This is a genomic window from Thermococcus kodakarensis KOD1 (assembly GCF_000009965.1).
Taxonomy (GTDB): Archaea; Methanobacteriota_B; Thermococci; order Thermococcales; family Thermococcaceae; genus Thermococcus; species Thermococcus kodakarensis.
Window position 1 is genome coordinate 1,233,159 of record NC_006624.1, and the last position, 21,060, is coordinate 1,254,218.

Here is a 21,060-nt window from a genome sequence, read left to right on the forward strand (position 1 = left end):
TAATGGGGGTGATAAAATGGATCAGACACAGAAGTGGACGATGTATCTGATATTCCTCGTGGCTGGATTCGCAACGGGAATTGGGAGCCTCGGCCTGTTCCCACAGTTCTGGCTCCACTACGGGCTGACTGGCCTGGTAGTGCACCTCGGATTCCTGCTGGTGTTCACTTTGGTGGCCATATTTGAAACAGAAAGGGTAATGAAGTCTGGCTACTACTTCGTAGAGCTGTACAGAAAAGTCCTTCAGAGACCAGCGATGATACTCGCCATCGCAGTAACTATAATAGCATTCCTATCTTACTACACGGCAAACGTTATGCTAATTCTTCTTGGTCCGTACGTTGGTACTGAAACCATCGGCAGGCTCGTAGCGAAGATCATAATGCTGGCGCTGATATTCGTGATAATAACGAGGGCAAAGGAAAAAACTTTCACAATCATGTCCCTTGGATCGCTGTTCTTCATAGCGGTTGCTATCATTACTGCCATCCTTTTCAAAGTCAAAATACCCCCAACGGCGGCCTTCCTTGCAACTGCAAAGCACATGGCCTACAGCTGGCAGCCTTTAAGCCTCTCACTGATTAGAGCAGCCGCCGAGAGGGCACTTTACGGCGTTGGACTTGGCTTCGGCTTCTACATAATGCTTGGCAGTTTCATAAACGAGCGCTTCAACGCTAAGACGATCATAGGAGTCGGTATCCTAATGCAGGTGGTAGTGAGCCTTTTGGCTACCCTGACAATTATCTACGCAATAGCCCCCAGCAGTCCCGAGAGGCTTTTCTTCTACGCATATGGGGGAGAAGAAGACGCTCTCCAACTTATAAAGGACTTACCAGACATACTATCTGGATATTCCTACCTACTAATCCTAATAGGGCTCTCCATATTCTTCGCAGGGCTTACAAGCATACTGCCCACAGCTGAGGTTGGAGTTCAGATAATAGCGTCCGTGTTCAGAATTTCCAGAACAAAAGCGGCCACGTATCTCATAGCAGCATCACTGCTCCTCGGCATTCCAGATTCGGTTCCATCCGTAGCCGATATGATGCTAAGAGCAGTTACCATAGCCACGTTCTTCATGGCAATATATGAGCTGTACCCAGTAATATCCAGCAGGGCGCTTAAGATTCTGAACTCAAAGCTGTCGCCGCTTGAAATGGGAGTTGCTGCAGTGGCCATTACGTTCTTCATAGTCGAGGGCCTTTACTCAATGTACACAGCAGCAAAAAAGGGAGACTTGTACCTCCTCTCTCCAGTGATCGCCCTGATAATAATTCTGTTTGGTATATTAGGCGACAAAATATGGGTTACGGAAGCCCCCGAGTGAGGGGGCTTTTATCTTTTCACTTGTGGGCAAAAATCGCAACAACTTTCTCTGGCCTGACGTCGTCGATTCTAACGAAGCCGAAGCGCTCGAACTGGACGATGTCGTCCACCTTAACGTCCGCGTCGCTCTCAAGAAGCCCCTCCCTGATGATCAGCTCGTCTCCCTCGGGAACCCAAACCTCACAGGCCTTTCCTTCCGTGACCCAGTGAACCATCCTCCAGCGGTTCTCCCTCGCGACTTCGTATTCAAAGCTGTGGAACCTGGCCCTAATGCCGTTCTCGTTCACTTCCATGATTTCAACGTTGAAGAGATCCTTGAGGCGGACGAAGTTTCCAGGCTTGAACAGCTCCATGTCGTCCTTTGAGACGTAGACCGGCTTATCTGGCTCAAACTTGAGCCTCCTAACTCCCCTCTCCGGGTAATCTGGATGGAGGGGTATCTCAGCCGTGAACTCCTGAGCACCTTCAACGTACATCGGAATCGGATCGGCAACGAAGAAGTAGCGATTGGCTATCGGCTCGATTATCTTCCTGTTTATCGCCGCGAGGTTGTCCCAGCTTATAGTGGTGTCGCTCCTCTTGAGGCCGACCTCTATGATGAGCTCCCTTATGGCTTCAGGTTTTATGCCGCGCCGTCTAAGGGCCCTTATTGTTCCAAGGCGCGGGTCGTCCCAGCCGAGGTACTTGCCTTCTTCGATTCCCTTTCTCGTCTTGGATTTGCTGAGGATCACGCCCTCGATTGAAAGCCTTCCGTGGTGGACGGTAACGGGATACTCCCAGCCAAAATACTCATAGACATACCTCTGCCTCGTCTCGTTCTCTGCATGCTCCTGTCCGCGGAAGATGTGGGTGACCCCAAGCTCGTGGTCGTCAATGGCAGAGGCGAAGTTGTAGAGCGGCCAGACGCGGTACTTGTTTCCAGTCCTCGGATGGTTCGGGTTGTCTATTATTCTGAGGGCTGGCCAGTCCCTTACGGCAGGATTCGGGTGGTTGAGGTCGGTCTTTATCCTCACCACCGCCTCGCCCTCTCTGTATTCGCCGTTGAGCATCTTCCTCCAGCGTTCGAGCTGGACTTCAACTGGCTCCTCCCTGTGGGGGCAGGCTATCCCCTTATCCCTGAGCTCGCGGAACTTCTCGGGCGGGCAGGTGCAGACGTAGGCCTTGCCCATCTTTATGAGCTTCTCAGCGTAGTCGTAGTAGATTTCAAGCCTGTCGCTCGCTATGTGGATCTCATCTATCCTGAAGCCGAGCCATTCGAGGTCCTCCTTTATCCACTCGTAGAATATCGGCTCAGGCCTCTTGACCTTGGGGTCTGTGTCATCGAAGCGGAGAATGAACTTGCCGTCGTACATCCTGGCGTACTCATGGCTAAGGATCGCTGCCCTAGCGTTCCCGAGGTGGAAAGCACCGTCGGGGTTCGGGGCAAAGCGGGTAACGACCTTACCCCTCTCGGCCTTCGGGAGCGGGGGAAGACCCTTCTTTTCCTCTTTTTTCTCATTCTTCTCTTCAAAGAACTCTGGATAGATTTCTCTAAGCTTTGCCTCCTGCTCCTCAAGTGAGAGGGAGTTCACTTCATTAACGACCTCGTTCACAAGGGGAATTATCTCCTTTGCCCTCTTTCTAAGCTCTGGGTTCTCACCGAGGACTTTGCCGATGACCGCCTTCGGGTTTGCCTTTCCCCTGTGCGTGTAGGCGTTGATGAGCGCGTACTTCAGGACAAGCTCCCTAATTTCCTCCATCTTTGACCACCGGGAAAAGAAGAGGTGGGGACGTTATAAAGTTTAGTCCTAGTGTTCCCCGTATTTAGGTGTTTCTTCAATTTTCTCTTCTAGTTCTTTCCAGCCCTCATGGAGCAGGATCACAAACCCGACGATCCCAAAGAGAAGTCCGAGCAGTCCAAACTGAAAGAGCGTCAGCAGGATGGCCCAGAGCAGCACTCCAATCGCAAAGAGCAACACATCAACCCTCATTATGACATCCCCAGAAGAAAGTTTACCTTCAAAAGTTAAAAATATTGTGAAGAAAATTAGAAAAGGAATCACTCAGCGAAAGTGATGATCTTGAGGCTGACGGGCCTTCTAACGACGTTGTACTTGCGAGCGCCTACGATATACTTAACTCCGCTTTCACTGACAGTATCAATGAGCCTCTGGGTTATCACACCGTTGAAGACAACAGCGTAGACGTCCTTGCGCTCTTTCAGCTGGTTCGTCAGCTCCCTCACTGGGATCTCGGCTATTACGTTCTTGTTCTCGTCGAGGAGCAGCGCAATGCCGTCCTTCTTTACCCTCTCTATAAACTCCCTGAACTCTTCAAGCTCAGGTGCACTCTTCGACGTTTCAATGGGCTTTACTATCTTCTCGGCCGAAGGCCTAACGACGGTAGCTGGCTCCCTCTTTTCTTCGGGAGTTTCAGCCTTGGGCTGAGCCTTAACGACTTCAGGTTCGGGCTTGGTCACCTGCCTTGGCTGCCTCTCACCCTCGCTCTCCCTCTCCCTGATCAGCTCGTAGAAACTTCTGCCCTTGTTGAACATCTCGTTGATGACCTGCTCAGCCGGTACCTTGCTCCTAAGGGCCTTCACGATCTCCTTCTTGGTGAGCTCTTCAACTTCCTTGCCCTCAGGTGCCCTGGCAACGTAGTCAACATCCGCCACCTGGAGAAGCTCCTTGAGGATGAGCTCACCGCCGCGGTCTCCGTCTGTGAAGGCCGTAACTATTCTCTCCTTGCTGAGCTTGATTATCGTCTCGGGTATTGAAGTTCCCTCGACGGCTATGGCGTTCTTTATGCCGTGCTTGAGCAGGTTGAGAACGTCAGCCCTTCCCTCAACGACGATGATTGAGTCGGAGAACGGCACGTGCGGGCCAGCTGGCAGCTTCTCCGGGCCGTACTCGATCAGCTCCTTGGCACGGACGGCCTTCTTAACCTCTTCGGTTATCTCCTGAGTCTCTGGTATCTCCTGCTCCATCAGGGTTTCAAGTATCTCCTTCGCCCTCTCAATGATGTACTTTCTCTTTGTAGCCCTGACGTCCTCAATGCGGAGAACCTTTATCCTGGCCTCTGCTGGTCCAACCCTGTCAATGGTCTCCAAAGCAGCGGCTAGAACCGCGGTTTCGACCCTATCCAGGCTCGACGGAACCGTTATTGTTCCGTATGTCTTGCCAGCCTTGTTGTGAACCTCAACCCTTATTCTGCCGATCCTTCCGGTTTTCTGGAGTTCCCTCAGGTCGAGGTCGTCTCCAAGAAGACCTTCGGTCTGACCGAAGATTGCACCAACGACGTCGGGCCTTTCAACGACACCGTTTGCCTCAAACTCAGCGTAAATGACGTACTTGGTCGTTCCGAACTCGTCCTTTCCGGACATACTATCACCTTCCTTGACCTTTTTTCGTTTTTCGGACAAAATCTGCTGGAGCACGGTTTTCTTCCTCTTCATTGGATTCCCTCCAGCAGGGGGTCAGAAACGGAGACAACCCGAAGGTAGAGGCCGTACAGGTCTTCAACGCCCTTTATGTCCTTTCTGACGAGCTTCCTGAGCTCCTTCCACGTCTCTATGTCCACACTGCAGGGATAGCCGGCCAGATAGTTGAGGAGTTTTTTGGCCAGCTCTTCCCCCTTCTTATCAAAGTCTGTGAGTATCATGACCTCTTTGTGGGATGATGCAATGAGCGCCACCTCGGACAGGGGAAGGCGTGAGAGCCTTATTATCTCCGCTCTGACCCCCAGATTCCTTAGAGCCACCTCGTCTCGCAGGCCCTCCACTATGAGGGCACCCTCAAACTCTCGCAGTTTGTCTATAAGCTCCAGGAACCTTTTATAGTTTTCGGGGTACATGAGACCCTCGCAGGTAGATACTCACTGGAGTTATAAGGTTTTGGGTCTATGTGTATCTAACAGACCTCCCTAACTCTCCCGTGATACGCCATAGGCTCCTCGTAGAACTCCTCTATGAGCCTCTGAAGCCTCCTAGACAGCTCAATCTGCTTGCCCCAGGAGCCCTCAATCTTTCCCTTCGCGGCCATTCTGCCGAGGAACTTCTTCATCTCATCGCTTAGAGGTGATGGCCTGCACCTCGACCATGGAGTTCCCGGAAGGGGCATGAAGTAGTGCGCCCGTACCTTTCCACCCTTTGCCATAATCCACTTCATCAGCTCGATGCTCTTTCTCTGGCTTTCCCTGGTCTCGTTTGGCAGTCCAACAATGAAGTCAACAACAGGCTCAAAGCCGTATTCAAGCATATACTCAACAGCCCTCTGGACATGCTCGACCCTATGAAGTCTGTGCATCGCCTTTAGCATGGCGTCGTCACCGCTCTGTGCACCTATGGCCAGTCTCCTGTTGTCGGCGTAGTCTATGAGAAGTTCGAGGGTTTCAGGTAGAACAAACTCCGGCCTTACTTCGCTCGGAAACGTCCCGTAGAACAGTCTCCTGCCCTCCTTCCTCAGCGGCTGAAGGGCCTTTAAAAGGGCCTCAAGTTTGTCGAGTTTTAAGATTGCACCCGGGCTTCCGTAAGCAAAGGCGTTCGGCGTTATGTAACGCATGTCCTTCATTCTCTTCGAGTACTTAACGATCTGGTCTATCGGCCTGTGCCTCATGCGGAAACCCTTAATGTAGGGTGTCTGACAGTAGTAGCAGCCGAAGGGACATCCGCGGGTGATTTCTATCGGCGAAATCAGGCGAACGCTCTCGGGGTAAGGCGGGAAGCGCCAGAAGTTCTCGACCTTTGCAAAGCCAGTAAACACAAAATCCCCGTTTAAGTAGAACGCAAGACCCGTAATGTTGGCGAGCTCTTTTGTGATTCTGTAGCCCGTCTTCTTTAGAGTCGTGAGGAGCTGGTAGAGAACCTCTTCCCCCTCACCAATGACCGCTATGTCAAAACCGAGCACATTTAACGTATGTTTTGGCATGGCTATCGCATGATAGCCCCCCGCAACTAATAGAGCCCCCCGTTCCTTTAAAAGTCTGATTTCATCCCTCAACGAGCCCCAGATCTCCTCGGTGAAGAAAGAGTACAGGACAACTTTAGGTTTAGCTCTGAGTATTTCATTGAAATCCTTGGTGATCAGGAGCTCTCCTAGATCAAAGCCCTGACTCTCCAGGGCACCGAGAAGGTGAACGAACGCGTTGTGGTTCCTCTTAGTCATCCTTACGGCTATCTCCGGCATGGGTTCAGAACAGTAAAAGGGTCTTAAAATGATAACGGTAGGGAAACGAGAAGAGCAAAAGCGGAAAAGGGCCAAAAAGGCCTTCAGGCCTTGATGGCAAGCTTGATGTCCTCAGCCTTGACGGTCTTCCTGCCAGCGTGCCTGGCGAAATCGACGGCCTTCTTGCTGAGCTCGATGGCGTACTCCTCAAGGTACTCGGCGAGAACCTTGGCGGCATCCTCACTGACCCTCTCAGCGCCAGCCTTCCTTATAAGCCTGTCAACCGGGGCAATCGGAAGCTCGGCCATTCACAACACCTCCTTAAAGGGCTTTTCATTAAGCTTTAGGCAATTGGAGATATATAAAGATTTCGGTAAACGGAGCTATTTCTCAGGGTCTAACAACGAATGAACCCTTAGATACATCCAATTTTCAGAGATGAGTGCTACTAATAATTTAATCATGACCTCAATTCAGGAGAGGGAAACTAAACCCTATCAAAGGGCTTACCCAGGTGAAGTGGTTTAATTGGATTTAAAGGTGTTTAAAAAGTAAAAAACCAAAGACAACCATTCTAAGCGGAGTGGATTATAATCGGGCCAGAAAAAACAATGAAAACGAACAAACAGCTGATTACCAACGTCGGTTACCGTTTCCTTTTTGAGAGCGCTAGATGTTTGCTTCCCTGGTAATTTCCACGATAGGGGTTTTTAGCAGGCCCCTCCAGCCGGATAAACGCTATCTGAACAAAGCGCTCGCCGTATTTGAGTTCCACAGACTCGTTGGAAGCGTTGAACAGGGCTAGAGTGAGATTTCCATCCCATCCAGGGTCAACCCAGGCAAAAGAACCGATTAAGCCCTCTCTGGCTAGACTGCTCCTAAGCTTCATGTCGCCCATTACATCATCCGGAAGCTTGATCCTCTCGAGAGTCAAAACCAAGGCGTAAGTCTTTGGGGGTATTGTAACTCCCCCTGAATCCTTAACGTCGAGTATTTTACCATTTACGTAAGCTTCGCCTCCAACCCTTAGGTCATATCCTGCAGGCTGCAGGGATTCTTCACTGAAAGGCTCGATCAAAATTTCCTTTCTAATCTTCCAATCGGGAAGCATCATTTAGACCACCGAAAGAGCTATATAAGTGAGAACTATAAAAACCGCACGGCCGAGGATGAGCGGTTTGGCCCGGCACTGACCTGTGCTGAGGGCCACCACATCTGAGGCGGGATGGGCCGGTGGCCTAGTCTGGACGGGGCGTCGGCCTCCGGAGCCGAAGGTCGCGGGTTCGAATCCCGCCCGGCCCGCCATAGAAACTTTGCTGGGCAAAGTTTCATCAAAAATCGAATGTCCTTTTGAGTGCCCAGCTTTTCAGTGATTCTCACCATAAATTGGAAATCCTCAAGGGGTTACTCACAGTATAACGCCCAAAGGGCGTTAAAAATAAAAAACCCACACTTCTCTGCCTATTCATTGCGAGAATCCCCCAATCCACAGCCAATTTTCAAGGACATTCAAGCTTTTGGTGAAGCTTTTTTCAAAAGCTTCCTGCGCGAAGTTTGATGAAGGTTTGTGGTTCCTTTTGAAATTGCCCTTCTACAAGGAAATCCTCTCAAAATGACCCGTCAGACAAGAACCACAAACTTTGCCTTGCAAAGTTTCTTTGGTCAAGCTTTTCCCAAAAGCTTGCTGTGCGACGTTGAAGCTCCGCTTCAATGCACGGGACGATAGTCCCATTGAGTTTGATCAAGGTTCGTAGCTCTTTTCCAGAATGTCAATTCACTATGATTCTCTCAACAAACGGCTGTTCTTGAACGCGAGAACCCTTAATCAACTTCAAGACGAAGCTTTCCAGAAACCCAGTGAAGAATTCTCATCCAAGAATATAGAGAAAATAGGGGAAGAGGACTTCAGCCGAAGAGGGCGCCGAGACCGGCGAGGGCCTCCTCCTCGCTGGCCTCCTCCTCTTCTTCCTCTTCCTCCTCCTGGGCAGCCTCAGCGGCACCGCCCTCGGCGGCCGGAGCGGCGGCAACTGCAACCGGAGCGGCGACCGGCATAGCTGCCTTCTCGATGACCTCGTCGATGTTGACGCCCTCGAGAGCGGCAACGAGAGCCTTTATCCTGGCCTCATCCGGGGTAACACCAGCGGCCTCAAGGACTGCCTTGAGGTTCTCCTCAGTTATCTCCTTACCAGCGGCGTGGAGCAGCAGAGCGGCATACACGTACTCCATCTTTCGCACCTCCAATCATCTTCATCCTTTTTTCTTTTATCACGGGTTGAGGGATACATGGGAAAGGAAATCAGCCGAAGAGCGCGCCCAGTCCAGCGAGCGCGTCCTCCTCAGAGGCTTCCTCCTCTTCCTCTTCTTCCTCCGCCTCCTCAACCTTCTCCTCGGTCGGCTGAGGAGCGGCGGCAACTGCCATTTGTGCCTGAGCGTTTAAAAGTTCTTTGGTCTTCTCGTCGAGCAGATCCTCAGGCAGGTTCTGTGCTATGAGCAGGACGGCACGTATAGCCCTGCCAAAGATATCCTCCACAGTGTCCTTGGTGATGTAGCCAGCCTCGACTGCAACGTTCTTCGCTCCGAGATAGGCTTTCTGGAGGATGGCCTCGATTGTCTGCTTGGTCGGGTAGGCTATGTTGACTGACAGGTTGAACGCGTGCATGTAAGCCTTCTGGAGCATGTTGATGTACTCGCTCTCGTCGATTGCAAGGACGTCTGGGGTGTAGACAATCCCGTCCTCGTAAGCAGCGAGCAGGTTGAGACCGACTTCGAGCGGCTCGATGCCGAGGGCGTTGAGGATCCTCGCGAGCTGCTCGGTTATGACTTCACCTGCCTTAAGGACGGTGTAGTCCTTCTGGATGCTGACCTTACCCTTCTCAATCCTCGCCGGAATGCCAAGGGCCTGCATCTCACCAACGAGCGGGCCTGGGGCTAGTGACGTCGGCCCAGCGGGAATTACAACATCCTTTGGAACGACTGCACCGGCTTTAGCAGGAGCCGGGGTCTTGCTCTCCTCAAGGAGCTTGTAGAGCTTGAACGGGTTCATTTCGGTGGCGAGTATTGCAGCACCGCCCTGAATGTGGTCGATGAGCTTCTCAAGCTCCGGCTGTCCAAGCTCCTGGGCAGCCCTCTTTATGGCGAGCTCTATGAGAGTGTTTCTGCTGACCCTGAGAAGGGCCTTACCGCGGAGCTTGTCACGCATCTTGCTGAGCGGGTACGCTGGGACACCGGCCACGTCAACGAGCGCTATCACTGGGTAGCTCTTGATGATGTTGGCAAGCTCTTCAACTTCCTTCTTCTTCCACTCTGCCACGTGAGCCATCTCCCTCACCTCTCAACCTTAACGGCCGGGCCCATTGTGGTCTTGATGTACACTGACTTCACCTGGTTTTCACCGCGCTCAAGCTTGTTGATGATGGCGTTGAGCACCGCCTCGGCGTTCTCGGCAAGCTTCTCGTCGTCCATGTCCTCGGTTCCTATTGGGGCATGAACTACAGGGTTGTTCTTGAGCTGTATCCTGACGGTCTTTTTGAGCTTCTCAACGATAGGCTCGAGGTTGGTCATTGTCGGCGGGACAACCACTGGCATCTTGTTCCTCGGACCGAGGTACCTACCCAGGTACCTACCGATCTTCGGCATCAGCGGAGCCGCTGCTATGAAGAAGTCGTATTTTTTAGCGAGTTTTCTGGCCTGGCGTGGGCTCTTAGCCAGCTCCTCCAGCTCCTCACCACTAATCACATCAAGCCCGAGCTTTTTAGCCGCCTCGGCCACGGCACCATCAGCGATGACCGCGATCTTTGGCTCCTTCCCACGACCGTGGGGCAGCACAACCTCAAGCTTAAACCTGTTCTCCGGCTTGCGGAGATCCACATCCTTGAGGTTGACTGCCATCTCGACGGTCTGTGTGAAGTTGCGCGGCTTAGCCCGGGCCTTCGCCTCCTTCACCGCTTCCACGAGTTTCTGCCTGTCGAAGGCCACTTTACAGCCCTCCCTCTCATTTTCGTTGATTTAAACAGCCAAACGGAGAATCAAAGATGCCTTTAGGAATGTGTTTTTAAAGTTTTCCCCAAACGGGAAGGGAAAAAGAGGCCTCACTGGGCCTCCTCAGCCTTTGCAAAGAGCTCGTCATAGACACCCTCGTCGATCTCTCTCTGAACTTCCCTGGGATCCTTGCCCTCAACGGTAACGCCCATGCTGAGCGCAGTTCCGATGACCTCCTTGGCGGCAGCCTTAAGGTTCGGTGCGAGCATCTGGTCGATCTTCATCTTGGCTATCTTGATGACCTGCTCCATTGTAAGGTTGCCCGCGGGAGTGTGGCCGGCTTCGCTTGAGCCCTTCGGAATGCCGAGCTCCTTCTTGATAAGCTGGCTCGTCGGCGGGATACCGACCTCGATGCGGAAGGTCTTCTTCTTGGGGTCCTCAACGATAATCTTGACGGGAACCTGCATTCCCTCGAACTCTTTGGTAGCCTTGTTGATCTCGTCAACGACCTGCTTGACGTTGAGTCCGAGCGGACCGATAGCCGGACCAAGGGGCGGTCCGGGGGATGCCTTTCCACCTTCGACAAGAACTTCAACAACCTGTGCCATTTATCTCACCTCTCAAACTTAGTCCTGTTGCCCGTCACTCCTTCTGGCGTTTGCTTATAAGTCTAACGTATTCTCCCCTAACAGTCACGGGGATTGGCACCACAGAGCTGACGAGTTCGACGACTATTTCATCCTTACTCTCGTCAACGCGGACAACCTTGGCTTTCTCACCCTTGAAGGGACCTGCAATGAGCTCGACGATGTCTCCTGGCTCGAATCCGCTGACTGCCGGCTTCTCCTCGAGGAAGTGCTCTATCTCACTGAAGGGTATCTCCCCTGGCAGAACGCGCTTTGCATGCCTGATGCCCCTGATTGCTTCCTCAACGGCACTCTTGTTGGGAGCCTCGATGAAGATGTAGCCTTTAACCTTGCTTGGAGAGAGGATAGCATAAAGGGGCAGGTTGTAAGTCTTGGCCTTGCTATAGATGAGATTGGCCGTGGTTGTCTCCTGACCAACGGTTACGCTCACTGTGAATATCTTTCCCTCTGCCATGTGTATTCACCTTTTAGAGCCGTTAGGAGCCCGTCACGAGGTAGCCTATTATTCTTATTATCATGCCAATGGTTCCAATAAGGATCATACCGATGCCAGTTATCTTAGCAGCAAGCTTGAACTCCTTCATTCCTGGCTTCTTTGTAACGAGCAGTACCCTCTTGGACTCCGCCAGGAAGGACTTGACCTTTTCGGTGAACTCTGCCATCCTTACCCCTCCTTAAAAAGATTTCATGAATTAAAGCTCGTCGAGGTCGAGCTTTATCGGCCTTCTCTCCTCCTCACCAAAGTATGACTCCTCCTCTTCCTCGGCAACTGAATAAGGTGAACTGACACCTGTGACGACGAGGAGGATCCTTATCATCTTGCCGAGCTCTTCGTCAAGCTGGATACCCCAGATGACCTGAGCCTCTGGATCGAGCTTGCTGGTGACGAGCTCTATGATCTGCTGGGCCTCCTCAAGCTTGACGTCGCTTCCGCTGATGCTTATGAGAGCGCCCTTGGCACCGCTGATGTCAACGTCGAGGAGCGGACTGTTGAGGGCCTGCTGAGCGGCTTCAAGAGCACGCTTCTCGCTGTCACTCTCACCGATACCGATCATTGCAACGCCGCCGTCCTTCATAACGGCCCTAACGTCGTTGAAGTCGAGGTTGACGAGGCCAGGCTTGGTGATGAGCTCGGTTATGCCCTTGACCGCCTGGACGAGTATCTCGTCGGCGACCTTGAAGGCCATGTGGATCGGCAGGTTCGGAGCAACCTCCATGAGCTTGTCGTTCGGGATTACTATGACGGTGTCGGTGTTCTTCTTGAGCCTTTCAAGGCCGTACTCGGCGTTCTTGATTCTCCTTATGCCCTCGACGGTGAACGGAAGGGTAACGACTGCCACCGTCAAAGCTCCCATCTTCTTTGCGATCTCCGCAACGACCGGGGCGGCTCCAGTACCGGTTCCGCCGCCGAGACCGCAGGTAATAAAGACCATGTCAGCGCCCTCGAGAGCCTCTCTAATTTCTCTCTCACTCTCTTTGGCTGCCTCCTCACCGATCTTTGGGTTGTTTCCAGCACCAAGCCCTCTGGTAAGCTCTTTACCGAGGAGGATCTTTTTGTGAGCCCTAACCTTTAACAAATCCTGGGCATCGGTGTTCATAGCGATTATCTTGGCACCCTGGATTCCAACCTGCATCATCCTGTTTATCGTGTTGCAGCCCGCACCGCCAACACCGACGACATATATCTTCGCCTGAATCTGCTCAAGGAGCTTCTTAAGCTCCTCGTCAATATCGGATTGAGTTCTAACCTCAGGAGCGCTGGCCTGCGGAGCGGCGGAGGTCCTTTCAATCGCATCTTCAATCAGCTTTAACATGGGTTCACCCTCCAAACAGTTTAATTCCCTCAATTTTTGAGGGAGAGTGGTATATAAACATAGCTAACCCAAACTGAAGGGTAAATGGCCAGTATATCCTTTAAATGTTTCGGCCTTAATCCCTGATGAACTCAAGTCCCAGCTCCTCCGCAACTGCCCTCGCCATCTGTCGGGTCTCCCCTTTGCTACCCTTCCAGTCAACGTAGATTGCATCAACGCGCTCGGCTGTTCTCTCGATGGCCTTTAGGAGGAGCTCCTTGCTGAGGGGATGTGCATATTTTGGGGCTATGTGCCCAAACGCCAGATCTGTCTGAAGTGCCCTCTTTGTCTGCTTCGGTGCATAGTGCCCCCCGCCAATACCAACGGCGACCTTGAACTTCGAATTCTGATAGTTCTCAAGGACGTATATTATGGTTTCGGCTACAATCTCGCCGGCCCTATCGTTGACCCATTCTTCCTCGCTCGAACCGATCTCTATGAAAAAGCTTGGCACATCAAGCTCGCTTGGCCCGTGGTGGGTTGCCTCGTAGCAGACAGTCCATCCAAGGTCATTCAGTTCATTCATCTTAAGCAGAGCAAGCTTCATAGCACTTGGCTGTGCTATTGCAAGGCTTTCATCCTTCCCGCCGTAAAGGGCTCCTCCCCAGTTTCCTGTCACGTGGGTCGTAAGGGCTGGGAGTTTCTGTTTGCTGGAGTGCCTGGAGGCAAATGCTATAATCTCGGGCTTTATTCCAGTCTGACGCTCGATAGCCCTATCGAGGCCATCATAGTAAATCATCTCCTGATTGGTTGTCAGTATCACTACATCATCCTTCTGGTACACTGGATTGCCATCAAAGAGGAGTTCATCCTCTTTAAAACCAAAGTTCTCGATGAGCTTCTCCCTGATGTTCATTGACGCGAGATCTACTTTTGTAGTCATCACAACTTTCATTTTCAAAACACCTCAAAAAGAAGAGGGAACCTGTTTAATAGCGTTTCCTTCAACGTCCAGATGACGTCATATTCTTGAGGATCTCCGATATTTCCTTAGTAGTCTGGTTGATTTGTACTGCCACGTTCTGTGCAACTTCATGAACGTACCTGATAGTAATCGTGACCATAATAAGGGCCAATGCGACCATGAATAGGTATTCCAAGGCTCCCTGTGCGCGTCTCATCATTTTACTCACCCCACATAAATAAAATGGGGTAGGAATATATAACCCTTTGGTATAAAAACCCAAGTAAATAACTCAATCAACTAGTACAGCATTACCTCGAAGCCAAGTTCACTCAGCAGGTCTGAAAGCTCCTCCGGGTCAACATAGGCTAAGAGATGGTGATTCCCGAGCGTGCCATCAACGAATTCTGGAGCGTCCTCAAGTTTCAGCCTTACTTGCGTCCTGCACCGCGACTCAAGGAACTCGTTGCCCTCAACTTCAACTCCAGCAACAACCGCATGTCTCCCGCGTATCTTGAAAAGGGTAGCCTTGCCAGGAGGGAACTCAACAGCAACACCGACTCCCCTGCCGCTCTCAAAGTGAGTTCTAAGGACGTACTTTGACACCAGGGGTGCCGTACAGTGGGCGATGACCACGTGGTTTTCGTCGAAATCTGCGAGATTACCCATAAATGCAGGTTCATCAAAGAACTTCCGGATTATCATCATGCCAATCAGGGCGTTGAGTTCACCCTCGCATGCAGCGGGGATGCCCTGGGCATTGAACATGGCAAGGGCAAGGCAGGGTGTAGTTCCAATCTTCCCGATAAGGTCAAAGCACCCAACTGTAAAGCCCTTAAGATGATAGTCTTCAAGAATGCGCTTTATGGCAACGTACACCCGTCCAGCCTTTGCAAGAGACTCCCTATCTGGCTCCTTAATTTCCTCAGCGTTTTCAACGATTTCCTTAACGGCCTCCCAGCCTTCCTCAGCGGTTGTCTTCTCATAGTACTCATAGAACTTTTTGAGGCTTATGTGGGTGTAAGGTATGTCCAGCTTCTCGTTTATCAGCCAGGGGGAAACCCTCCCTATAAGGCCTATTCTGGCTCTAAGAAACCTGTCGAGAACATCTTTCATATCATCATACGCAAGGAGAGCAGCTTTAAGCTCCTCCGAACTCTTCACAACGGTGGAGGGAATTAGCCTGTCCCTGAAGTACTCCCTGAGTTCGATTGCGGCTGCAAGGGAGTTGTTGAAAGGGTTCCCGTAAAATACAGTTGGACGCCTAAACACGGAAAACTCCTTGAGAAATCCCTCCGTCCCACCCGTCAGAGGGAACAGAACCAGAGCGTCAACATCGTTGAAGTTTATCTTCTCTTTCAGCTTTCTGAAGTCGCTCCTTGACTGGATTATTTCCCCACCAACAACATCAAAATCTTGCTCAAGTACTCTAACAAAGTTCGCCGCCTCTTCTCTAAAAGCCTCAGGGCTTGCGAGTTCACTGACTCCAAAAACGAGACCGACCTTCATCGAATCACCCAGATTTTTAAGGGAGAGCACCTTAAATAAAGTTGTGGTGGGCATGAAGTTCGTCCTCGATACCAGCATATTCGTGAATCCCGAGGTCAGAAAGAACTTCGGGGATAATCCCACAGAGGCCATGAAGACCTTCCTGAGCTATGCCGAGAAGCTCTTCGGTAAGGTCGAGTTCTACATGCCACCAGGGATATACAGGGAGGTCATGCATTTCGTCGACAGCGAAGAGCTAAGGCCCGCAATAGAGCTGTACATCATCAAAAAGCCCCCAAACGTCCACGAGTTGAAGATACCGGCCTTCGTTGTTTACGAGCTTATAGAGGATATCCGGCGGAGGATAGACAAGGGGCTCAGAGTGGCAGAAAAGGCCGTGAGGGAGAGCGTACTGGACACCGACAACGTGGACAACATAATTCAAAAGCTGAGGAGGAACTACCGGAGGGCGTTGAGGGAAGGAATCGTTGACAGCAAGGAGGACTTTGAGCTTATACTCCTGGCGATGGAGCTCGACGCCACCATAGTGTCAGCGGACGTTGGGATACTCACCTGGGCACAGAAGATGGGGATAAAATGGGTGGACTCATCCGTGTTCAGGGAGGTTCTCGAGGGACTCGTTGAGAAGCTCGAAGGGAAAAATTTATAAAGGCTCTTCGTCATCGTATCAACGACGCCCCGGTGGCTCAGCCTGGTGGAGCGGCCGCTTGGTAAGCGGCAGGTCGCGGGTTCAAACCCCGCCCGGGGCTCCACAACAGCTTTTCTGGGGACATACTCTAACACGACATTTTTGAGGATCTAAGATGAAACTCCTGCTGTTCTTAAGGTTCTTCACGGGACAAGCGAAAAGCTTAAGAAGTACAGGCCATAATCAGCACCGCCGTCCTGGGGGGCCGTGGGGTAGCTTGGTCTATCCTGCGGGCTTTGGGAGCCCGTGACCCGGGTTCAAATCCCGGCGGCCCCACCATAGAAACTTTGCTGGGCAAAGTTTCATCAAAGAGGGAATGTCCTTTTGAGCGCCCTGTTTTCCAGTGATTCCCAGTATCAATTAGCAGTTTTCAAGGGGTTTGCTCACAGTATAACGCCCTTCGGGCGTTAAAAAAAGAAGAAAACCCACACTTCTCTGCCTATCTACCAAGAGAATAAAACCGAATCAAGCCAATTCTCAAAGACATTCGATCTTTTGGTGAAGCTTTTCCCAAAAGATTCCTGCGCGAAGTTTGATCAAGGTTCGTGGTTCCTTCCAAATTTGCCTTTCTACGAGGATTTTCACGATATGCAAGCCAAAGCGTTAGTGAATTTTTCAAACATGGTAAATAGAAAGGAGTTTTTCTCGCCTTGACGCCCTACAGGCGTCGATTAAAAAGCAAACTCACGGATAACAAACCCAATAAAAGCAGAATTCACAACTAGAAGACAGTTCTCTAAAGAAAATCCTCTCAAATGGGCATCATAAACAAGAACCACTAACTTTAATGAAACTTTGCCCTTCAAGCTTTTGGAAAAAGCTTGACCAAAAATTTGCCCTTCTTCTCGAACTTTGCTTATTGAGGAGCGTATGCTCTTCCAGAAAGCAAGTTCACGCGGATTTAACCTCAAAGTTCCCTGTCGATTGTGATTTTTTTAACTTCGTTTTTAGTGCCCCTTGGGCACTATACGGTGATAAAATCCTTTTGAATCAGCCAATTGAAAGTAAACCCCTCATAAAACGAGCCTGTTTAAAAGAGCATACCAACTTTCCGCCAGCGCTTTCGTGAGAAAGGGCTGCTGTGGTGCGGGGGCGGGGATTTGAACCCCGGAACCCCTGCGGGACGGGACCCTAAATCCCGCGCCTTTGGCCAGGCTCGGCTACCCCCGCACTGCCCGATAGAACGAAAATTGTGGAACTTATAAATTTAACCCAGCTGGCAAAAAAGAAAGTTCACCTCTCCATTCTCTTAACGCCTTCTGGAGTCCCAACGAGGATTATGTCGGCGATGTCGGCGAATATTCCGTTCTCAACCACACCGGGTATTGTGTTAAGCTCGATTTCGAGGTCGAGCGGATCCTCGATGCGGGCGAACTTGGCGTCCAGTATGAAGTTGCCGTTGTCAGTAACGACCGGGCCGTCCTTTTTCACCGCCATTCTGAGCTCCGCTGTCGCGTTGAAGACCTCAAGTTCCTCAGCGATTGCCCTCCACGCGGCAGGTATGACCTCAATCGGCACGGGCATCTTCTGGCCCAGGTACTCAACGAGCTTGCTCTCATCGACCAGGACGATGAACATCCCGGCCCTATACTCGATGATTTTTTCCATAGTGAGGGCAGCGCCGCGCCCCTTTATCAGGTTCATGTGCGGGTCAACTTCATCGGCCCCGTCCACGGCTATGTCTATTGCATCCACTTCGTCAAGGCTCACAACGGGAATTCCCGCCTCAAGGGCAAGAAGTCTGGCCTGGTGAGAAGTTGGAACGCCGTAAACGTCCTCAAGCTCCCCTTCCATGAGGAGCTTTCCGAGGTAATTGATAAAGTAGGCGGTCGTTGAGCCGGTCCCAAGCCCAACTACCATCTCATCCTCAATGAACTTGAGGGCCTCCTTGGCTACGGCCTTTTTCATTTCTTCAACGTTCATAAAATCACCCCGTAATGTTGAAGACGCACTTTATTGAAGCGTTTCCACTTTCAACCATTTTGTAGAGCAGGCTCTGGTTTGAATAGCAGACTGGCTGGAAGTCCGTCACGAGGGTGTAGGTCATCATCGTGAAGAAGAGCCAGAACAGGAACCAGCCCCAGAAGGCCTTTCTGAGTATCATCCTCGGCTCGGGGATGTCCTCCGGAAGCTCCTTCACGACTGCCATCACGAACTTATCAACCAGAACGTACAGGAGAAAGCCCAGCAGCCAGCCGGCATCATTGTAATAAGCGAGCAGACCGCTGACTACCCCAGTGATTGCTCCCCACAGGTAAACAGTTAGCGAAAACTTGTGCTCGACCGTCAGCTTCACTCTCTCTCACCTAAAGCCAATTGTCTTGGGTGGGCTTTAAAACCTTTCCCGAAGAGAAAAAGAAGAGGAATCACTTGAGCCTTATGGCATCTAGGTTGTTGGGAGCGCGTGTTGAGATACCGAACTTCTTGTGGATGCTGGAACTGAGGTCGAGGCACTTGTGGGCCTCTCCGTGGACGGTTATTATCCTCTCCGGCCTTGGCCTCACCCTTGCCACGTAGCTCATGAGCTCCCTCCTGTCGGCGTGGCCCGAGAAGCCGTCTATCGTGTGGACTTCCATGTTGACGTTGATAACCTCGGTTCTGCCGTCCTCGCCGACTATGGGTATCTCGCGAAGTCCCCTCTGAACCTGCCTTCCGAGGGTTCCCTCGGCCTGGTAGCTGACGAAGATTATGCTGTTCTTCGGGTCCGGTGCGAGCTGCTTGAAGTACTCAACGCTCGGCCCGCCGACGAGCATACCAGAGGTCGCTATGATTATGGCCGGCTCTCCTGAGTCTATTATGTCCTGCCTCTCCCTGCTGTTGGCGACACTCTTGAATATCGGGTTCAGGAACGGGTTGTAGCCTTCGTGGAATATCTGCTCGCGGATGTGCTTGCTGAGGTACTCCGGATAGGCAGTGTGGATTGCCGTTGCCTCCCAGATCATTCCGTCGAGGTAAATAGGAACTTCTATTCCACCGACGCGGGCGTACTCCTCGAGGACCATCATTATCTCCTGCGCCCTACCAACCGCCATCGCCGGGATGAGCACCTTACCTCCGCGCTTCAGCGTCTGGTGAATTACCTCTATAAGCCTCTTCTCAGCTTCCTCACGCGGCATCTGGTAGTCGTTGCTTCCACCGTAGGTTGACTCCATGACAAGGGTCTCCAGGCGCGGGAACCTGCTCACCGCCGGTTCAAAGAGCCTCGTCGGTATGAACTTGAAGTCGCCGGTTATGGCTATGTTGTGGAGGCCGTTGCCTATGTGGAGGTGAACTATCGATGAACCCAGAATGTGACCCGCGTTGTGGAGGGTGAGTCTTATGTCGGGCGCTATGTCCCTGACCTCGCCGTAGTCAAGGGTTATCGTGTGCTTTATGACCTCCTTGATGTCCTTCGGCCTGTAGAGAGGCTCAACGCCGTTCATGTGCTGTATCTCGATGAAATCCTGCTGGAGGAGGGTCATCAGGTCCCTGGTTGGAGGCGTTGTGTATATCGGCCCGTCGAAGAGCTTGTAGCGGAAGAGATACGGCAGCATTCCGCTGTGGTCGAGGTGGGCGTGGGTGATAATTATTGCATCAAGAAGGCCCTCGTCAAGAACGTACCTGAACTCTGGAGCGTCAAAGTGTGGATAAGCCTTTGTCGGATCCTTGAGGGCGGCAATATTAACACCGAAATCCACCAGAACGTAGCTCTCGTCGGTCTGGACGAGGAGAGCACTTCTACCTACCTCTCGGAAGCCTCCGAGACCCGTTATTCTTATCCATCTGCTCTTGTACTCGGACTTCCTGTAGATGTTCCTTCCGACCTGCCTCAGGAACTTCCTTCTGTCCTTGCTCTCAGTCTGGAGGATACTCCTTATCGAGTATATGGTCTGGCTCTGTATTGGAGGTGTCCTCACAACCCTCGGTGCCCAGTGAACTTTCTGGGTGATGAGCCTGAGGGTCTCTCCGTTCTTTCCAATTACGAGACCGGGTTTCCTGGCCTCAATGAGGACTTCACCAACAGACGGATCAAAGCTTATGTTGGTTATCTCTGCCTCCGGTGGAACAAGCTGCTTTATCAGTTCCTCGGCCTTCTCTGGAGGCAGTAGAATGTCGGGATCCGGGCGGACGCTTATGCGCTTTTTGAGGACTTTGGCGAGGTTTTTAATCAGCTCACCGTCCTTCATCATGGCCTCAGGGTTCTTGACGTATATGACAAGCTCCGGCCCTTCGAACTCAACGTCGGTAATCCCTGCTTCCCTTGGGACCATTTGGACTATTATCTCCCTGATTTCCTTGAGAATATCGTCAACAAAAGTTTCACGGCGTATCATAGAACCACCTCACTCAAGAAGAGACTTCAGCTCCTCCTCACTCCACTCACGGTAGCCCTCCTCAGTTATCGTTACGAGAGTAACGCCACCACCCGTGAAAACATCCCTTTTTGTGGCGGCCTTGATGGCCCTGAGAGCGAGCTTAACACCTTCCTCAAGGGGAATACCATCACGATAGTTCTCCTCCAGAACGGAGAACGCAAACTCCATACCAGAACCAGCAGCTGTAAAGCGGTCTTCAGTTACACCACCCGCAGCATCTATGGAGTACAGCCTCGGGGCGGAGTCATAGCCACCGACGAGGAACCACGCCATATAGGCGAAACCCCTGCCGCTGTGGAGTATGTTCGATGTAAGGGTCGCAAGTGCCTTAACGCTCATCTCCCTGCTGACCTTTGCACGGTAGAGTTTTGCCTCAGCCCTGAGCAGTCTGACGAGGCTGAGGATATCCCCGACCGTTCCAGCTCCGGCTATCGCCAGGTGGTCGTCTATCTGGAACACCTTCGTTACCCTTTCAGAGAGCACCATGTTGCCGAGCGATGCCCTCCTGTCGGCCGCTAGCACTACGCCGTCCTTACATACAATACCGACGGTGGTGGTACCCTTTAGCTTCTCAGTCAAACTACAACACCCCTGGATTTGGTTTTTAGAATAGAAGAACCTCTGAAGGGCCTTTAGGGAAAGAGTATTTAAAGGTTTCG

Annotated in this window: 23 protein-coding genes and 4 tRNA genes; 5 read left to right on the forward strand and 22 right to left on the reverse strand. The window is 51.7% G+C overall.

The window, feature by feature from the left end:
* The first annotated feature begins 16 nt into the window (after positions 1-16).
* The gene (locus tag TK_RS06985; RefSeq protein ID WP_011250358.1) at positions 17-1,327 is read left to right on the forward strand and encodes a sodium-dependent transporter; all 1,311 of its coding nucleotides are present in this window, start codon (positions 17-19) and stop codon (positions 1,325-1,327) included.
* 16 nt (positions 1,328-1,343) lie between these two features.
* Here TK_RS06985 and TK_RS06990 read toward each other — a convergent pair whose 3' ends face one another.
* The 7 genes from TK_RS06990 to dcd form a co-directional block, all read right to left on the reverse strand.
* On the reverse strand, positions 1,344-3,065 hold the full coding sequence (locus TK_RS06990) for a glutamate--tRNA ligase (protein ID WP_011250359.1): 1,722 nt from the start codon (positions 3,063-3,065) through the stop codon (positions 1,344-1,346).
* 48 nt (positions 3,066-3,113) lie between these two features.
* Entirely contained in the window at positions 3,114-3,296 is a 183-nt protein-coding gene (locus tag TK_RS06995; protein ID WP_048053728.1) for a hypothetical protein, read from the reverse strand.
* Positions 3,297-3,364: 68 nt separating this feature from the next.
* Positions 3,365-4,759: a DNA primase DnaG gene (gene dnaG / locus TK_RS07000; RefSeq protein ID WP_011250361.1), complete on the reverse strand. Its 1,395-nt coding sequence runs from the start codon at positions 4,757-4,759 to the stop codon at positions 3,365-3,367.
* Positions 4,756-5,157 carry a toprim domain-containing protein gene (locus TK_RS07005; protein WP_011250362.1) on the reverse strand — a complete coding sequence of 134 codons (402 nt, stop codon included), beginning with the start codon at positions 5,155-5,157 and terminating at the stop codon, positions 4,756-4,758. Before TK_RS07005 ends, dnaG begins: the two co-directional genes overlap by 4 nt.
* Positions 5,158-5,213: 56 nt before the next feature.
* Complete coding sequence (locus TK_RS07010; protein WP_011250363.1) at positions 5,214-6,488, reverse strand: TIGR04013 family B12-binding domain/radical SAM domain-containing protein; 1,275 nt, start codon at positions 6,486-6,488, stop codon at positions 5,214-5,216.
* Positions 6,489-6,571: 83 nt separating this feature from the next.
* Positions 6,572-6,775 carry an archaeal histone HpkA gene (gene hpkA, locus TK_RS07015; protein WP_011250364.1) on the reverse strand — a complete coding sequence of 68 codons (204 nt, stop codon included), beginning with the start codon at positions 6,773-6,775 and terminating at the stop codon, positions 6,572-6,574.
* Positions 6,776-7,113: 338 nt separating this feature from the next.
* Positions 7,114-7,581 (reverse strand): dCTP deaminase, encoded by a 468-nt coding sequence (gene dcd / locus TK_RS07020; RefSeq protein WP_011250365.1) that lies wholly within the window; start codon positions 7,579-7,581, stop codon positions 7,114-7,116.
* A 113-nt stretch (positions 7,582-7,694) separates the two neighbouring features.
* Here dcd and TK_RS07025 point away from each other — a divergent pair.
* Positions 7,695-7,772: transfer RNA gene (locus tag TK_RS07025), tRNA-Arg, on the forward strand.
* A 600-nt stretch (positions 7,773-8,372) separates the two neighbouring features.
* Here TK_RS07025 and rpl12p read toward each other — a convergent pair.
* From rpl12p to TK_RS07075, 10 genes are all read right to left on the reverse strand, one after another.
* Positions 8,373-8,693: a 50S ribosomal protein P1 gene (rpl12p, locus tag TK_RS07030; protein WP_011250366.1), complete on the reverse strand. Its 321-nt coding sequence runs from the start codon at positions 8,691-8,693 to the stop codon at positions 8,373-8,375.
* 70 nt (positions 8,694-8,763) lie between these two features.
* Positions 8,764-9,786 (reverse strand): 50S ribosomal protein L10, encoded by a 1,023-nt coding sequence (locus TK_RS07035; protein WP_011250367.1) that lies wholly within the window; start codon positions 9,784-9,786, stop codon positions 8,764-8,766.
* A 5-nt stretch (positions 9,787-9,791) separates the two neighbouring features.
* Positions 9,792-10,442, reverse strand: coding sequence for a 50S ribosomal protein L1 (locus TK_RS07040; RefSeq protein ID WP_011250368.1), 651 nt, complete (start codon positions 10,440-10,442; stop codon positions 9,792-9,794).
* Positions 10,443-10,555: 113 nt separating this feature from the next.
* The gene (locus tag TK_RS07045) at positions 10,556-11,053 is read right to left on the reverse strand and encodes a 50S ribosomal protein L11 (protein WP_011250369.1); all 498 of its coding nucleotides are present in this window, start codon (positions 11,051-11,053) and stop codon (positions 10,556-10,558) included.
* A 34-nt stretch (positions 11,054-11,087) separates the two neighbouring features.
* Complete coding sequence (locus tag TK_RS07050; RefSeq protein ID WP_011250370.1) at positions 11,088-11,546, reverse strand: transcription elongation factor Spt5; 459 nt, start codon at positions 11,544-11,546, stop codon at positions 11,088-11,090.
* Between the two features lie 22 nt (positions 11,547-11,568).
* On the reverse strand, positions 11,569-11,754 hold the full coding sequence (locus TK_RS07055; RefSeq protein ID WP_011250371.1) for a protein translocase SEC61 complex subunit gamma: 186 nt from the start codon (positions 11,752-11,754) through the stop codon (positions 11,569-11,571).
* Positions 11,755-11,784: 30 nt separating this feature from the next.
* Positions 11,785-12,906 (reverse strand): cell division protein FtsZ, encoded by a 1,122-nt coding sequence (ftsZ, locus tag TK_RS07060; RefSeq protein ID WP_011250372.1) that lies wholly within the window; start codon positions 12,904-12,906, stop codon positions 11,785-11,787.
* Positions 12,907-13,021: 115 nt separating this feature from the next.
* Entirely contained in the window at positions 13,022-13,840 is an 819-nt protein-coding gene (locus TK_RS07065; protein WP_011250373.1) for a D-aminoacyl-tRNA deacylase, read from the reverse strand.
* Positions 13,841-13,889: 49 nt separating this feature from the next.
* Positions 13,890-14,069: a class III signal peptide-containing protein gene (locus tag TK_RS07070; protein WP_048053729.1), complete on the reverse strand. Its 180-nt coding sequence runs from the start codon at positions 14,067-14,069 to the stop codon at positions 13,890-13,892.
* An 80-nt stretch (positions 14,070-14,149) separates the two neighbouring features.
* Complete coding sequence (locus TK_RS07075; RefSeq protein WP_011250375.1) at positions 14,150-15,358, reverse strand: L-fucose/L-arabinose isomerase family protein; 1,209 nt, start codon at positions 15,356-15,358, stop codon at positions 14,150-14,152.
* Between the two features lie 52 nt (positions 15,359-15,410).
* Between TK_RS07075 and TK_RS07080 the strand changes: the two genes are divergently transcribed.
* From TK_RS07080 to TK_RS07090, 3 genes are all read left to right on the forward strand, one after another.
* A complete protein-coding gene (locus TK_RS07080; protein ID WP_011250376.1) occupies positions 15,411-16,007 on the forward strand; it encodes an RNA ligase partner protein in 597 nt (198 codons plus the stop codon).
* 26 nt (positions 16,008-16,033) lie between these two features.
* A tRNA-Thr gene (locus tag TK_RS07085) sits at positions 16,034-16,110 on the forward strand.
* A 137-nt stretch (positions 16,111-16,247) separates the two neighbouring features.
* Positions 16,248-16,325, forward strand: a tRNA-Pro gene (locus TK_RS07090).
* 803 nt (positions 16,326-17,128) lie between these two features.
* On the opposite strand, the gene TK_RS07095 is transcribed toward TK_RS07090, so the two are convergent.
* From TK_RS07095 to psmB, 5 genes are all read right to left on the reverse strand, one after another.
* Positions 17,129-17,216, reverse strand: a tRNA-Leu gene (locus tag TK_RS07095).
* A 63-nt stretch (positions 17,217-17,279) separates the two neighbouring features.
* Positions 17,280-17,969: a ribose-5-phosphate isomerase RpiA gene (gene rpiA, locus TK_RS07100; RefSeq protein WP_011250377.1), complete on the reverse strand. Its 690-nt coding sequence runs from the start codon at positions 17,967-17,969 to the stop codon at positions 17,280-17,282.
* Between the two features lie 4 nt (positions 17,970-17,973).
* Entirely contained in the window at positions 17,974-18,342 is a 369-nt protein-coding gene (locus TK_RS07105) for a hypothetical protein (protein ID WP_011250378.1), read from the reverse strand.
* Between the two features lie 70 nt (positions 18,343-18,412).
* Positions 18,413-20,359 carry a beta-CASP ribonuclease aCPSF1 gene (locus TK_RS07110; RefSeq protein WP_011250379.1) on the reverse strand — a complete coding sequence of 649 codons (1,947 nt, stop codon included), beginning with the start codon at positions 20,357-20,359 and terminating at the stop codon, positions 18,413-18,415.
* 9 nt (positions 20,360-20,368) lie between these two features.
* Positions 20,369-20,980, reverse strand: a complete 612-nt coding sequence (psmB, locus tag TK_RS07115) for an archaeal proteasome endopeptidase complex subunit beta (RefSeq protein WP_011250380.1) — start codon at positions 20,978-20,980, stop codon at positions 20,369-20,371.
* Positions 20,981-21,060 lie beyond the last annotated feature (80 nt).

Excerpts from the sequence above, each read along its gene's own strand:
- TK_RS07055 (WP_011250371.1), bottom strand. The coding sequence starts at position 11,754 with ATGGCAGAGTTCACCGAAAAGGTCAAGTCCTTCCTGGCGGAGTCCAAG.
- TK_RS06990 (WP_011250359.1), bottom strand. The coding sequence starts at position 3,065 with ATGGAGGAAATTAGGGAGCTTGTCCTGAAGTACGCGCTCATCAACGCC.
- TK_RS07070 (WP_048053729.1), bottom strand. The coding sequence starts at position 14,069 with ATGATGAGACGCGCACAGGGAGCCTTGGAATACCTATTCATGGTCGCA.
- TK_RS07010 (WP_011250363.1), bottom strand. The coding sequence starts at position 6,488 with ATGCCGGAGATAGCCGTAAGGATGACTAAGAGGAACCACAACGCGTTC.
- TK_RS06985 (WP_011250358.1), top strand. The coding sequence starts at position 17 with ATGGATCAGACACAGAAGTGGACGATGTATCTGATATTCCTCGTGGCT.
- rpiA (WP_011250377.1), bottom strand. The coding sequence starts at position 17,969 with ATGAACGTTGAAGAAATGAAAAAGGCCGTAGCCAAGGAGGCCCTCAAG.
- hpkA (WP_011250364.1), bottom strand. The coding sequence starts at position 6,775 with ATGGCCGAGCTTCCGATTGCCCCGGTTGACAGGCTTATAAGGAAGGCT.
- TK_RS07110 (WP_011250379.1), bottom strand. The coding sequence starts at position 20,359 with ATGATACGCCGTGAAACTTTTGTTGACGATATTCTCAAGGAAATCAGG.
- TK_RS07035 (WP_011250367.1), bottom strand. The coding sequence starts at position 9,786 with ATGGCTCACGTGGCAGAGTGGAAGAAGAAGGAAGTTGAAGAGCTTGCC.
- TK_RS07005 (WP_011250362.1), bottom strand. The coding sequence starts at position 5,157 with ATGTACCCCGAAAACTATAAAAGGTTCCTGGAGCTTATAGACAAACTG.
- TK_RS07080 (WP_011250376.1), top strand. The coding sequence starts at position 15,411 with ATGAAGTTCGTCCTCGATACCAGCATATTCGTGAATCCCGAGGTCAGA.
- dcd (WP_011250365.1), bottom strand. The coding sequence starts at position 7,581 with ATGATGCTTCCCGATTGGAAGATTAGAAAGGAAATTTTGATCGAGCCT.
- TK_RS07065 (WP_011250373.1), bottom strand. The coding sequence starts at position 13,840 with ATGAAAGTTGTGATGACTACAAAAGTAGATCTCGCGTCAATGAACATC.
- TK_RS07045 (WP_011250369.1), bottom strand. The coding sequence starts at position 11,053 with ATGGCACAGGTTGTTGAAGTTCTTGTCGAAGGTGGAAAGGCATCCCCC.
- rpl12p (WP_011250366.1), bottom strand. The coding sequence starts at position 8,693 with ATGGAGTACGTGTATGCCGCTCTGCTGCTCCACGCCGCTGGTAAGGAG.
- TK_RS07075 (WP_011250375.1), bottom strand. The coding sequence starts at position 15,358 with ATGAAGGTCGGTCTCGTTTTTGGAGTCAGTGAACTCGCAAGCCCTGAG.
- TK_RS06995 (WP_048053728.1), bottom strand. The coding sequence starts at position 3,296 with ATGAGGGTTGATGTGTTGCTCTTTGCGATTGGAGTGCTGCTCTGGGCC.
- TK_RS07050 (WP_011250370.1), bottom strand. The coding sequence starts at position 11,546 with ATGGCAGAGGGAAAGATATTCACAGTGAGCGTAACCGTTGGTCAGGAG.
- dnaG (WP_011250361.1), bottom strand. The coding sequence starts at position 4,759 with ATGAAGAGGAAGAAAACCGTGCTCCAGCAGATTTTGTCCGAAAAACGA.
- ftsZ (WP_011250372.1), bottom strand. The coding sequence starts at position 12,906 with ATGTTAAAGCTGATTGAAGATGCGATTGAAAGGACCTCCGCCGCTCCG.